The 13,190-nt window shown below is 72.2% G+C and carries 8 protein-coding genes; 2 read left to right on the top strand and 6 right to left on the bottom strand.

Translation table 11 applies throughout. From position 1 onward, the window contains the following. Positions 1-248: 248 nt before the first annotated feature. Positions 249-461: a DUF397 domain-containing protein gene (locus ACIODU_RS25490; protein ID WP_401770034.1), complete on the bottom strand. Its 213-nt coding sequence runs from the start codon at positions 459-461 to the stop codon at positions 249-251. Positions 462-475: 14 nt separating this feature from the next. Beyond that, positions 476-1,330 (bottom strand): helix-turn-helix domain-containing protein, encoded by an 855-nt coding sequence (locus ACIODU_RS25485; protein WP_401770033.1) that lies wholly within the window; start codon positions 1,328-1,330, stop codon positions 476-478. A 145-nt stretch (positions 1,331-1,475) separates the two neighbouring features. Here ACIODU_RS25485 and ACIODU_RS25480 point away from each other — a divergent pair, with 145 nt between their 5' ends. After that, entirely contained in the window at positions 1,476-1,820 is a 345-nt protein-coding gene (locus tag ACIODU_RS25480) for a hypothetical protein (RefSeq protein WP_401770032.1), read from the top strand. 131 nt (positions 1,821-1,951) lie between these two features. On the opposite strand, the gene ACIODU_RS25475 is transcribed toward ACIODU_RS25480, so the two are convergent. Then, entirely contained in the window at positions 1,952-4,558 is a 2,607-nt protein-coding gene (locus ACIODU_RS25475) for an ABC transporter permease (protein WP_401770031.1), read from the bottom strand. Then, positions 4,555-5,343, bottom strand: a complete 789-nt coding sequence (locus tag ACIODU_RS25470) for an ABC transporter ATP-binding protein (RefSeq protein ID WP_167032315.1) — start codon at positions 5,341-5,343, stop codon at positions 4,555-4,557. The genes ACIODU_RS25475 and ACIODU_RS25470 overlap by 4 nt, the downstream gene beginning before the upstream one ends. Before the next feature lie 404 nt (positions 5,344-5,747). On the opposite strand from ACIODU_RS25470, the gene ACIODU_RS25465 reads away from it, so the two are divergent. Next, positions 5,748-7,436 carry an MFS transporter gene (locus tag ACIODU_RS25465; RefSeq protein ID WP_401770030.1) on the top strand — a complete coding sequence of 563 codons (1,689 nt, stop codon included), beginning with the start codon at positions 5,748-5,750 and terminating at the stop codon, positions 7,434-7,436. 1,279 nt (positions 7,437-8,715) lie between these two features. Here the strand turns inward: ACIODU_RS25465 and ACIODU_RS25460 are convergent. Together ACIODU_RS25460 and ACIODU_RS25455 are read right to left on the bottom strand one after the other, a co-directional pair. Then, the gene (locus ACIODU_RS25460; protein ID WP_401770029.1) at positions 8,716-9,615 is read right to left on the bottom strand and encodes a cellulose-binding protein; all 900 of its coding nucleotides are present in this window, start codon (positions 9,613-9,615) and stop codon (positions 8,716-8,718) included. Positions 9,616-9,874: 259 nt separating this feature from the next. Next, on the bottom strand, positions 9,875-13,186 hold the full coding sequence (locus ACIODU_RS25455; RefSeq protein ID WP_401770044.1) for an SUKH-4 family immunity protein: 3,312 nt from the start codon (positions 13,184-13,186) through the stop codon (positions 9,875-9,877). Positions 13,187-13,190: the final 4 nt, after the last annotated feature.

Genomic DNA, 13,190 nt, shown 5'->3' with positions numbered 1-13,190 from the left:
CGAAACCCCAACCGCATCCGGGGATTACCGGGGGACCTTCCCCCGGGCCGCCCCCCTCAGCTGCACTTGCGGGGCCGGGGTGGGAGTCAAGGGTGAAGCGCAGCGCAATCGGCGAAGCCGACGCGACAAAGGAGCGCCCTTGACGCCCACCCCGGACCCGCGACAATCAACAACCAGGGCGGCCCCACGCCACACACAACAACCCGGCCACCCCCAACTACCCCTCGGTCCGAACCCGAGCACTGCAACTACTCCTCGCCACGAACCTCGGCGAAGTGGTCGAACTCTCCCGCCTTGACACCCAGGATGAAGGCGCGGAGCTTCTCCGGCGTGGTGGTCACGATCGTGTCCGGGTCGTCGCTCTCGTGGAGCTTGATGGAGCCGTCATCGGCGGTGGCAACGTAGACGCAGCTGTTCGCCTCGCCGCTGAACGAAGACTTCTGCCACTGGAGCGTTGACACGCGGCTTCCCTCTCTCACAAGTCTGTCGCAACCCGGCGAATCAGATCCCTGGACTTCGCTGGTTCGAGGCTACAGGCCTCCATGCGGTCAAGAACCGTCCGATACTTCACCAACTGCGGCTGGGCATCGAGGAATGCCGCGCCGTGATCCGTGTCCAGCTGGATCGTGTCGAGGGCAGGGACAGCTCCCGCCATGTAGTGGATGCTCGCTCCGGAACTGGGAAACGTGCCCGCACCGAACGGGACCACCTTGATCGTCACATGGTCCAATTCACCCACGTCGAGCAGGTGTTTCAGCTGTGCGCGAGTAACCTCGGGGCCGCCGAAACCCATCCGCAGAGCGGCTTCATGGATGACCACGGAGAGTGGCGTCGGATTCTCCCCGTACAGCACCACCTGCCGCTTGATGCGGTACGAGACGCGATGCTCCACTTCGTGCGGTGCGAACGGTGGCACCACATCGCCGATCACAGCATGCGCATGGGCTCTCGTCTGGAGCAGTCCCGGAATGTGGATCACTGAGGACGCCCTCATCGACACCGCATGATGCTCCAGCTCCGCCAGATCAATCGTGTCCGGCGGAAGCATGCCCCGGTACTCCTCCCACCAGCCGCGTGTCCGTCCCCCGGTCATCTCCGTGAGCGCGTCGATGTACGCCTCATCCGTGCAGCTGTAACTTCGGGCCAGAGCCCGGACCCGGTCCGCCCCCACGGCGTAACGGCCCGATTCGATGCTGCTGATACGGGGTTGGGAGGAGCCGTCGAGAACGCCGGCCTGGGCCGTGGTCAGTTCCGCCTGCTGGCGCAGCCTGCGGAGTTCGGCGCCCAGGCGCCGCTGTCGCACCGTGGCCGTGAGGTTCTTCGGGCGCATTCTTCTCCCTCACTCGTATGGATGTATCAGACTGTGTGGGTAGATGAATCATAGCGGTCTCGCTACATTGTGAACCACGTCACGGCAGTTGACCAACTCCCGTGCGTATCACCCCACCCCGCCCTTCTCCCGACAGGGGAATCCCATGACCGTATCGCCGCAGAACCCCGCCCCGGAGCCGTTCGACTTCGAGCGGGAGTTGTACGAACTCGTGCGCGACACCGCGCCCCGCCTGTTCGCCGTCGTTGTCGAGTCGGGGATCGGTACGGAGGACCGGGACGCCGTTGTCATCGCCTGGGGGCTCGCGTACGAGGACGGGAAAGCCGAGGTCACCCAGGTCGGCGGCGGGCGGCGGTGGCGGCTGGAGGCGGCGGATCACGTGATGCGGTTCGTCCGGCGGTCGGAAGGGTGTGCGCCCCGGCTGGTCTGGCTCGCCCCCGCGGGCGACAACGGCCAAGGACAGGAGCAGGAGCAGGAGCAAGCCGCCTGAACACCCCACAGAACGCACAAGTCCGGCCCCGGCGGGCGTTGGAGGACGCCCACCGGGGCCGGAGACCCGTACGTTATCGCGGCCCACCGGCCGCTCGGGGGTACGGGGCTCCCCCGCCACCCCCGCGCCCCCTAGTCGCTCGCGATCGCGTTCAGTACGTTCATCCGGCCTGCCCGGAACGCCGGGATCAGGGCCGCGAACAGGCCCACGAACGCCGAGGCCACGAAGACGCCCGCTATCGTCGGCCAGGGGATCTCCAGGACCCCCAGGCCCTCCAGCGCCAGGAGCTTCTGGGCCGCCGTGCCCCAGCCGAGGCCCAGGCCCAGGCCCAGCAGCGCGCCGAAGACCGCGATCACCACCGACTCCAGGCGGATCATGCGCCGCAGCTGGCGCCGCGAGAGGCCGATCGCCCGCAGGAGGCCGATCTCGCGGGTGCGTTCCACCACCGACAGGGCCAGGGTGTTCACGACGCCCAGCACCGCCACCACGATCGCCAGGCCCAGCAGGCCGTACACGATGTTGAGCAGCTGGCTGACCTGGTCCTTGAGGTCCTGCTTGAAGTCGGTCTGGTTCTGCACCTTGTACTGCGGGTACTCCGCCAGCGACTTCTTGAGGGCCGCGTACGCCTCCTTCTCCTTGCCGTCCTGCGCCGCCGCGAACATGATCATGTTCTTCGGCATCTTGGCGGCCGGCACGTACTTCTCGGCCGTCGTGAGGTTGATGTACATCGCGCCCTTGTCGATGCTCGTGTCGTCCGACGTGATCGCCGCGACCCTGAGCTCCGCCGTCCCGCCGGCCCTGAAGGCGACCTTCATCGTGTCGCCGACCTTGACGCCGTGCCGCTTGGCGTAGGTGTCCCCCACGGACATCGCGTCCTTGCCGTACGCCGCCGACAGCTCACCCGCGACGGTCTCCCGGCGCAGGTCCTGCGCGTACGTCGGGTCCGCGGCGATCACCCCCTCGTCCTCCACCCGGCCGTCCGGGGAGGTCAGCTTCGCGTCGACCATCCGGTACTGGGTGACGTGTTCGATGCCCGGCGTACGCTCCAGCGCGGCCTGCGCCTTCGGCACGATCGGTGTGTTCGGTACGGAGGGCTGGACGATGAAGTCCGCGCCGACCGACCTGTCCAGCTCGTCGGTGGCCGAGGCGACCATCGAGGAGCCGACCACCGAGAGGCACGCCACCAGCGCGAGGCCGATCATCAGCGCGGCGCCGGTGGCTCCCGTACGGCGCGGATTGCGCAGCGCGTTGCGCTCCGCCAGCCGCCCGACCGGGCCGAACACCCGGAGCAGCACCGCGCTGAGCACCCGTACCAGACCGCCCGCCAGCAGCGGGCCGATGACGACGAACCCGATCAGCGTGAACACCACGCCCACCCCAAGGAACAGCGACCCCTCCGCCGCCTTGTCCGCGCGGGTCGCCACGACGAGCGACAGTCCGCCCGCCGCCGTGAGCAGCAGCCCGAGAACGCCCCTGAACAGGCCGGCCCGCCCGTCCGCGGGGGTCCCGGCGTCGCGGAGCGCGGCCATCGGGGAGATCCGCGCGGCCCGCCGGGCGGGGATGTACGCGGCCACGACCGTGACCACCACGCCCAGTACGAGCCCGATCGCCGGGGTCGTCCACTTCACGGTCAGGTCGCCGGTGGACAGTTCCAGACCGGTGGCGGACATCAGCTTCATCAGCCCGACGGCCAGCCCCACCCCGGCCGCCACCCCGGCGACCGACCCGAACACTCCGAGCAGCACGGCCTCGAAGAGCACCGAGCGGTTGATCTGCTTGCGGCTGGAACCGAGCGCCCGCATCAGGCCGATCTCGCGGGTGCGCTGGGCGACCAGCATCGAGAAGGTGTTGACGATGAGGAAGATGCCGACGAGGAAGGCGATCCCGGCGAAGCCGAGCATCGCGTACTTCATGACGTCCAGGAAGGACCCGACGTCCGAACGGTTCGCGTCGGCGGCCTCCTTCTGCGTCTGGAGCTTGTACGGCCCCGCTTTCCCCGCCGTCCCCGCCGTCCCCGCTCCCAGCGCCGCCGCCACGTCCTGCTTGAGCCGCGTGTCGCTGACGCCCGCGTCGGCGGTGACGTACAGCTGGGTGAACAGGCCCGGGGCGCCGAGCAGTTCACGCTGGGCGGTCGCGGTGTCCAGGTAGAGGACCGTCGCGCCCGGGTTGGTGACCTTGAACGCGGCGATGCCGGTGATCTTCTTGGGGAAGGTGCCGGTGACGGCGATCGCGCGCAGCTCGTCACCGATCTTGATGTGGTGCTTGTCGGCGGTGTCGGCGTCGATCATCGCCTCCGTGGGACCGCGCGGCGCGCGGCCGGAGGTGATCTCCATCGAACGCAGGTCGTTACGGGTCCAGTTGCCGACGAACGTCGGGGCGCCGGTCGTGGCACCCACGTTCTTGTTCTCCGCGTTGACGACGGTCACGCTCTGGCTGCTGACCGCGCCCTCGACGGACTTCACCCCGGCCACCGCACCCACCCGCGCGACGGTCGAGCCGGGCAGGGTGTCGGGCTTGCCCGTGCCGGGCTGGCCGCCCTCGCCGCCCGAGGACTTGGGGCTCACCGTCACGTCGGGCGAGCTGACGGCGAAGAGCTTGTCGAACGTCGTGTTCATCGTGTCCGTGAAGACGAGCGTGCCGGAGACGAACGCCACCGACAGCAGGACCGCGACGGCGGACAGCGCCATCCGCCCCTTGTGCGCGAAGAAGTTGCGCATCGAGGTCTTGACCACGGTCACGACGTCCGCCCCCGCGCGTCGAAGTCCTTCATGCGGTCCAGTACGGCCTCGGCGGTCGGGCGGAACATCTCGTCCACGATCCGGCCGTCCGCGAGGTACAGCACGCGGTCCGCGTAGGACGCGGCGACCGGGTCGTGCGTGACCATCACGATCGTCTGGCCCAGGTCGTCCACCGACCGGCGCAGGAAGCCCAGCACCTCGGCGCCGGCCCGCGAGTCCAGGTTCCCGGTCGGCTCGTCACCGAAGATGATCTCGGGGCGGGCGGCGAGCGCCCTGGCCACCGCGACCCGCTGCTGCTGGCCGCCGGACAGCTGCGTCGGCCGGTGCTTGAGCCGGTCGGCGAGGCCCACCGTCTCCACCACCTTCCGCAGCCACTCCGCGTCCGGCTTACGGCCGGCGATGTCCATCGGCAGCGTGATGTTCTCCAGCGCGTTGAGCGTCGGCAGGAGGTTGAACGCCTGGAAGATGAAGCCGATCCGGTCCCGGCGCAGCTGGGTCAGGCGCTTGTCCTTGAGCTTCGTTATCTCGGTCTCGTCGAGGTGGATCTCCCCCGAGGTCACCGTGTCGAGCCCGGCGAGGCAGTGCATCAGCGTCGACTTGCCCGAGCCCGAAGGCCCCATGATCGCCGTGAACTCCCCCCGGGCGACGTCCACGTCGACGTGGTCGAGCGCCACGACGCGGGTCTCGCCCGCCCCGTACGCCTTGACGACCTGCCGCGCTCGCGCCGCGACGGCCGTACGCCCTCCAGTGCCCCCGTGCCTGGGGATGGTTGCAGCCGTTGTCACGGTCATTCTCCTAAGTCAGTCGTTCCCCTCGTCGCGGTCGGCGCGACGGGGTCCCCGGATGTGCTCTGAGTCTGTCGGCCGACGCCCGCCCGCACCCTGGTGCGCGGCGGTGTCTTGGCCAGGGGGTTTTCCCCACCCCCCGGCTGCGGCCGCCCCCCGTACCGGCGGCCGCGGATGCCGTACGTAAAAGCTAAAGACCACGGCGCTCTCAACGCGTCCTCCACCGGAAGGACAGGCCCCTGGCCAGAAGTAGGGAGGAGCCCCTAGGGGCCTCCACCCGGAGGGGGAGCGGCGGGGCGGAGAGGCCGGCGGAGAACGGGGCGGCGGGGCCGCGCCCTGCCGGCGCGGGGTGCGGGGGTGAGAGGGTGTCCCGGACGTACATACGTGCATAGGGAAGGGATCTTGTGAGCAGCGGCGGCACCGAGGACACGGAAGACACCAAGGCCGCCGAGGCCGCCCGGGACGCTGAGGACGGCGCGGACGGCGCGAACCGTACGGACGGCGGGGCGATATCCGGGGCCGCTCCCACACCTCCCCGCGGGCGCGGACCCGTCGTCGCGGCGCTGATGCTGGGCATGGCGCTCGCGGCGCTGGACGGCACGATCGTCGCGACCGCCGTCCCGCAGATCGTCGGCGACCTCGGCGGATTCTCCGTCTTCTCCTGGCTGTTCTCCGGCTATCTGCTCGCCGTGACGGTCACCCTGCCGGTGTACGGGAAACTCTCCGACACCCTCGGCCGCAAGCCCGTCCTGATCGCCGGCATCATCATCTTCCTCATCGGTTCGCTGCTCTGCGCGAGCGCCTGGAACATGGCGGCGCTCATCGCGTTCCGCGTCGTCCAGGGCCTCGGCGGGGGCGCGCTCCAGGGCACGGTGCAGACCATCGCGGCCGACCTCTACCCCCTCAAGGAACGCCCCAAGATCCAGGCCAGGCTGTCCACCGTGTGGGCGACGTCGTCAGTCGCGGGACCGCTGGTCGGCGGGTTGTCCGCAGGGTACGTGGACTGGCGGTGGATCTTCATCGTCAACCTGCCCGTGGGGGCGGTGGCGCTCTGGCTGATCGTCCGGCACCTGCACGAACCGGCCAGGCCCGCCGCCGTACCGCGCCCGCGTGTCGACTGGGCGGGCTCGCTCGCGGTCTTCGCGACCGCGACGCTGCTGCTCACCGCGCTGGTGCAGGGCGGGGTGGCGTGGCCCTGGGTCTCCGTACCCTCGCTGGGGCTGCTGGCGGGGTCCGTCGCACTGGCCTGTCTGACGGTCGTGATCGAGCGCAGGGCGGCGGACCCGATCATTCCGGGGTGGGTGTGGAAGCGCCGCACGATCGCGGCGGTGAATCTGGCGCTCGGCGCGCTGGGACTGCTGATCGTGGCGCCGACGGTCTTCGTACCGACGTACGCACAGTCCGTCCTCGGCCTCGGGCCGATCGCGGCGGGCTTCGTCCTGTCGGCGATGACGCTGAGCTGGCCGGTGAGCGCGGCGCTGTCGAACCGTGTGTACAACCGGATCGGCTTCCGCAGGACCGCGATCGTGGGGATGTCGGTGGCGCTGGCGGTCCTGCTGGTGTTCCCGCTGTTGCCCTTCCCCGGGGAGGCGTGGCAGCCGGCGCTGATCATGCTGGTCCTCGGGGCGGGGCTGGGACTGTTCCAACTCCCCCTGATCATCGGGGTCCAGTCGTCGGTGGGCTGGTCGGAACGGGGTACGGCGACCGCGTCGATCCTCTTCAACCGCCAGATCGGGCAGAGCGTAGGGGCGGCGGTGTTCGGAGCGGTGGCGAACGGCGTCCTGGCGTCGCGCCTGGCGGCGGGGGTGGGTTCGGGAGCGGGTTCGGGAGCGGGTTCGGGAGCGGGTTCGGGAGCGGGTTCGGGAGCGGATGCTGGGGTCGGGCCGGGGTTGCCCGGGGATCTGGACGCGGTCTCCAGGGCGCTGAGCCACCCGGGGTCGCTGAGCGCGTCGTCGGAGGAATACCTGCGGAGGGCAGTGGACGCGGCGGTGGACCACGTATTCGTGGGCGCGGCGGGGGCGGCGGTGCTGTGTGTTGTGGTCTTGCTGTTTGTGGCGCCTCGGGTGTTTCCGGTGCTGGCGGATGAGGAGTAGGTGGGGGGTGGGGGTGGGGGTGGGGGTGGGGGTGGGGGTGGGGGTGGGGGTGGGGGTGGGGCGGGCTGAGGTCGGACGGACGGTGCGGGTTCAGACCGAGGGGTAGTCGGGGGTGGCCGGGTTGTTGTGTGTGGCGTGGGGCCGCCCCTGTTGTTGATTGTCGCGGGTCCGGGGTGGGCGTCAAGGGCGCTCCTGCGTCGCGTCGGCTTCGCCGATTGCGCTGCGCTTCACCCTTGACCCCCACCCCGGCCCCGCAAGTGCAGCTGAGGGGGGCGGCCCGGGGGAAGGTCCCCCGGTAATCCCCGGATGCGGTTGGGGTTTCGTCGCGGGCCTCGGCTTTCGGCGGGGTTTTGCGCACCACTTGAATGGGGCGGTGGCGACTCGGTTTAGCGGCTGGAGGCCGTCTGTTGGCCGGTGCGCAAGCACCGTGTCTGGGGTGAGTGGGTGGTGGGGCGCAGGTGGCCGGGCGGGGCGGTTGTCGGGCCTGTTTCGGTGGGTTGTGTGCTCTGAGAGCCCGTTAACGAAACACAGGACACAAGACCGGGTGAGAAGAGCCCCCAGGAGCCCTGAAAGCTAGGGCAAATGGGGCATATTTCCTTGCTGGGGTGGGGTGATGGGCAGCCCCGGCGGCCGACCGCCACCCACCGGCCCGCACGAGGCCGCCACACCCGAGCCGAGTGGGTGGTGGGGCGGAATGTGATTGCCGGGACGGCCATCCGGCCCCTTCCGGCCGGATGCGGGTCGTCAGAGCCCCTTAACAGAACACAGAACACAAGACCCGGGGAAAGAGGCCCCCGCCAGACCTCAAAACCCAGCCAAATCAGGCATATTGGCCTCCGGAATGAAAGAACCCCGGTCCGGCCCCCGCAGTTGACCACGGATCTCAGACACGGTGCCTGCACGCCCACCAACAGACAGCCGTCAGCCGCTAAGCCGACCCGCCACCGCCCCATTCAAGTCGTGCGCAAAACCCCGCCGAAAGCCGCACCCCGCGACGAAACAGAAAGCACAAACAAGCCCCCCGGGGGGCCTTTCCCCGGGCCGCCCCCCTCTGCCTGCACTTGCGGGTCCGGGCCGGGGGTCAAGGGTGAAGCGCAGCGCAATCGGCGAAGCCGACGCGACGAAGGAGCGCCCTTGACGCCCGGACCGGACCCGCGACAATCAACAACCAGGGCGGCCCCACGCCGACCAATACAATAACCGGGTGCCCCCGACTACCCCTCGGCCCTAACCCGCACCACCTGTCCGACCCCAACCCACCCCACCCCAACCACCCCCCTCACCCCTCCGCCGGCGCCCTCCCCGTCAGTGCCGCCAGTGCGTTGCGGACCAGGGACATGTGCGCCTGCATCTCCTCGCGCGACGCGTCGTGTTCCCGTACCAGCCGTTCCGCCTCCCGCAGCGTCCGATCCGCCGTGGACTGCGCCGACGACAGCAGTTCCGCCGCCCTCGCCTGTGCGTCCTCCTGGCCGTGGCGGGACCGCTCACCCGCCTCGGAGAACGCGCGTTGCGCCTCCGTCAGCTCCGCCTGCGCGTACGCGGAGAGTTCCGCCGTACGGACCTCCCACTCCGCCGCCCGCGCGGCGATCTCCCGGTCCGTCGCCGCCACCCGCTCCGCGTGGCCCTTCTCCAAGCCCTCCACCACCGCCTGCGTCCTGCGGCGCATCTCCCGCAGTTCCTCCAGCGCCTCCCCCCGCCACGCCTTCGCCTCGCGCCGCGCCTCGACGCGTTCGGTGTCGGCCAGCGCCTGGGCCGCGCCGACCACCTCGCGCGCGTACGCCTCCGCCTCCGCCCGAACCGCCTCCGACGCCTCCCGCGCCGCCTCCTTCGTCTCCCGGCCCTCCGCCCTGGCCGTGTCCAGCACCGCCCTGGCCTCCTCGCGGGCCTCCGCCCGCACCCGGTCGCCCTCGTCGGCGGTCAGCGTCATGATCTGCGAGGCCCGGCCGCCGAGCGACTCGTACGTCTGCGGCCCCCGCGCCAGCACCTCCTCGACCCGCTCCCGCAACACCGCCGCCTCGCCCTCCATGCGCTTGGCGAGGACGGTGAGGCGGGCCGCGCGTTCCCACGCGTCGTCGCGGACCCGCGACAGGGTGGCGACCTCCTGGTCCACCTGTTCCGGGTGGTAGCCACGCCCGCGCGTGGGCACGAAACCGTGAACAGACGGCTGAGCAGCACTCATCGGGAAGCCCCTTCCGGCACACAACGCGATCCGGCGCACATCCTGCTGGATCGAAGCGAAATGCGCATAATGCGACACTCCGCCCATCTGTCCTGCCCAAGGATGCGGCATGGCACGCGGAATGCCGGAATCCGCTGCTCAAGAGGGGCACGAGCCGGAAACGGCCCGGGCGCCCGCCGCGTCACGCGGAGGGCGCCCAGGTCATCCGTACAGCACGTTCAGCGCGTTCAGCACGCCGTGAGACGTCACAGCGGATCCGTCAGAGCAGGCCGTCCCACATCTGCTCCAGCAGCACCGACCACCAGCTCTCCGGCGACGACAGCGCCGCCGGGTCCAGCGCCGCGAGCTGCGCCTGGAAGTCGACGGTCCAGCGGCCCGCCTGTTCCGGCGTCAGCCCGTAGCGCAGGCGCCACATCCGGCCCAGCAGCGCCAGCGAGCGGGTGAACTCCGGCAGCCCCGTGTTGACGAACTGCGGCGGCACCGACTGTCCGCCGGGCCCCGGCTCGACGGGGACGGCCATGATGTGCGCCGTACCGTACTGGACACAGATCGCCCGGCCGAAGTCACTGCCCATGACGAGGTACGAGCCCGCGTCGGCGGCCGGCTGGATCTGCCGCTGCGCGGCCAGTTCGGCCAGCGTCGGGACCACCGGGTGGGCCGGCTGCGCCCAGAAGAACGGCCCGAAGTCGGCCGGGAGCCCCGCCCACACGAGCGTGCGCGCGACGAGGTCCGGCACGCCCTGCCGGGACACCGCCCGCTGGTCGAACCGGCAGATGCCCTGCGGGCCGAACGCCCCCAGCAGCTCCTGCGCGACGCCCTCCGGCGGGATCGGCGGCGCGGGCGGGATCTGCGGCAGCGGGGCCCGTACCGGCGCGGGGCGCGCCGGGCCGTCCGCGACCTGGTGCAACTCGCCCTGGTGGGTGAGCAGATGCTGCATGCCCTGCTGGCGGCTGGCGTGGTCCTGGCCGTACGGGGCGACGCTGGTGATCCGCACCTGCGGCCAGCTCTCGCGGATCATCCGCGCGCAGTACGCGCCCGGCAGCTCGCAGGACTCCAGCTCCGTGTGGAGTTCGAGGACCTGCTGCGGCGGCACGTTCAGGGCGCGCAGCTCGTGCAGGATCTGCCACTCGGGGTGCGGGGTCCCGGGCGCCGAGCGGCGGATGATCTGCGCCTCCGAGCCGTCGGGCGCGCGGTAGCGCAGGACGGCCTGGTAGCCGGGGCCGACGGTCGGCAGGCCGTAGGGCTGCGGATAGCCGTACGGCGGGGGCGCGGCTCCGGGCGCCTGGGGCACGGGGCCGGGGCCGGGGGGCGCCATGCCGTGCGGCGCCATGCCGTGCGGTACGGGACCGGCGCCCGGACCGGCACCGGGACCGGAACCGGGGGCGTACGGTACGGGGCCCGGCGGGACGGGGCCGTGCCCGCCGCCGGGCGCGCCGGGCGGACCCGGCGGCTGCGGGGGGCCGGACGGCGGGCCGACCGGGTTGGGGCCGGCGAGCATCGTGGCGGCGTGGTGCACCCCGCCCTGCGGCGGGCCGGGAGGGCCGGGGGGCTGGGGAGCGCCTGGAACCGCGCCGGGCGGGCCGGGGGGCTGCGGGGCGCCCGCGCCGGGGGCGCCGGGCGGGGGCGGCGGCTGGGGGAAGCCGGGCGGCGGGCCGACCGGGTTGGGGCCCGCGAGCATGGTCGCGGCGTGGTGGACCCCGCCGTCCGAAGGCGCACCGGGCGCGCCGGAACCCGCGCCGGGAGCGCCCGGCGGACCGGGGGGCCGCGGGGCGTCGGAGCCTTGCTGCGGGACGAGTTGGGTCGGCAGATAACCGCCCGCCGGCACACCGGGCGCACCGGGACCGGACGTCGGCGGTGTCCCGCCGGGAACACCCGGCGGGCTGGGCGGCGGAGGCGTGGTGGAGCCACCCCCACGCCCGCCGCGCGGAGGCGCGTACGCCTTGCTGGTCGCGGCGTCGGCGATGTCCCGCGCGCCGGGAGCACTGCCGGGCCCGGCGACACCCGCACCGGAACTCGCGTGCCCGGCACCCGAACCAGCCGGACCCGCACCGGGACCCGCCTGCCCCGCCGTGCCTGCGCCCGGCCCTGCGCCGGGACCCGCTTGGCCTGGGTTGAGCCCCATGCCGGGGTGCGCGGGACCCGCGCCAGAACCGTGGCCCGCGCCAGGACCCGTGCCCGACCCCGCGGGGCCCACGCCGGGAGCCGAAGCGCCCGCGCCCGGACCCTCATGGCCCCCACCGGGACCGTTACCGGTCCCGCCAACACCCGCGTGTCCCACGCCGGGAGCGTGGCCAAGACCAGCCGAACCGGCGCCGTGTCCGCCCGGAGCCCCGTGGCCCACGCCGGGAGCATCAACGGGACCGCGCGGACCAGCACCGGGCCCCACGTCCGCCCCTGCCGGACCCACGCCGGAAGCCGAAGCGCCCGCGCCCGGACCGGCGCCAACACCCGCGTGTCCCACGCCGGGACCGTTACCGGAGCCGCCAACACCCGCGTGGCCCGCGCCGGATCCCTCCGGCCCGGCGCCAGAACCGCCGCCGTGACCCGCATGGCCCGCGCCCGGGCCCGCAGGACCCGCGAGGCCCCCGCCCGGACCGCCACCATGACCCGCAGAACCCGCGCCCCCGCCAGAAGCAACACGACCCGCGCCCGGTTGCCCCGCGACGCCGCCCCCCGGGCCCTCCACCGCCGGCGCGATCGTCGTCCTCGGCAGGCCGCTGCCGCTCGACATCAGGGCCGTCGGGGCGTCCGCCGCCAGACCGGGAGGTGGGGTGTCCTCGTCGTCCGCGCCCGAGAGCGGTGGGGCGAAGACCGTGGGGGGCAGCGGTACGGAGTCGTCGTTCGCCGCGTTCGTGTCCGTGCCCGTCCAAGGTGTCGCCCCGGGCGGTACCGGCGGCTGCGGGCCCGGTCGTGCGGAACCGCCCGACGGCGGCCCGTTCGTGTCCGTCCCGGCCCACGGCGTCGACCCGGGCGAACCGGCGGGAACGGAAGGGACGGAGGAGACGGAGGGGAGGACATCCGTCGGGGCGTACCCCTCGCTCGCCGCCAGCGGCGCCCCGCCGCCCAGCGAACCGCCGCCCAGCGACTCGTTGCCGCCCAGCGATCCGTTGCCGGGGGCGCCGGCCCCGTACCCCCGTACCAGATCCGTCGGCGCGTCCTCCGGAGACGGCGAGGACGCGGGAGCCTCGCGCCGGTCCGGGATGCCCAGCCTGTCCGCCGCCTCCTGGAGCCACTCCGGTGGCGTCAGCAGGAACGACGTCTGGTTCAGATCGATCCGCTGCGGCGCCTCCGGCGCGGGTACGGCGTCCGCGGGCGCCCCGTACTCCTCCTCGTACCGCCGGATCACCTCACCGACCGGCAGCGCCGGCCACAGCGACGCGTCGCCGCTGTCCCGGGCGATCACCAGCCGCTGCCGCCCGCCGTCCGAGACCGGACCGCCCTCGCGGTCCTCCGCCCAGACGACGAAGCCCAGTTCGAACTCCCGTACCCGCACCTCACGCTGCTGGTAGCCGGGCACCTCGCCGTTGATCCACTCTTCCGCGCGCTCCTGCGCCTGCGCGAAGGTCACCATCGTG

It is taken from the genome of Streptomyces sp. NPDC088261, from assembly GCF_044740805.1.
GTDB lineage: Bacteria > Actinomycetota > Actinomycetes > Streptomycetales > Streptomycetaceae > Streptomyces.
Note: the sequence above shows the minus strand (reverse complement) of the source record. Positions and strands in the feature narration are given on the sequence as shown.

Excerpts from the sequence above, each read along its gene's own strand:
- ACIODU_RS25480 (WP_401770032.1), top strand. The coding sequence starts at position 1,476 with ATGACCGTATCGCCGCAGAACCCCGCCCCGGAGCCGTTCGACTTCGAG.
- ACIODU_RS25455 (WP_401770044.1), bottom strand. The coding sequence starts at position 13,186 with ATGGTGACCTTCGCGCAGGCGCAGGAGCGCGCGGAAGAGTGGATCAAC.
- ACIODU_RS25460 (WP_401770029.1), bottom strand. The coding sequence starts at position 9,615 with ATGAGTGCTGCTCAGCCGTCTGTTCACGGTTTCGTGCCCACGCGCGGG.
- ACIODU_RS25485 (WP_401770033.1), bottom strand. The coding sequence starts at position 1,330 with ATGCGCCCGAAGAACCTCACGGCCACGGTGCGACAGCGGCGCCTGGGC.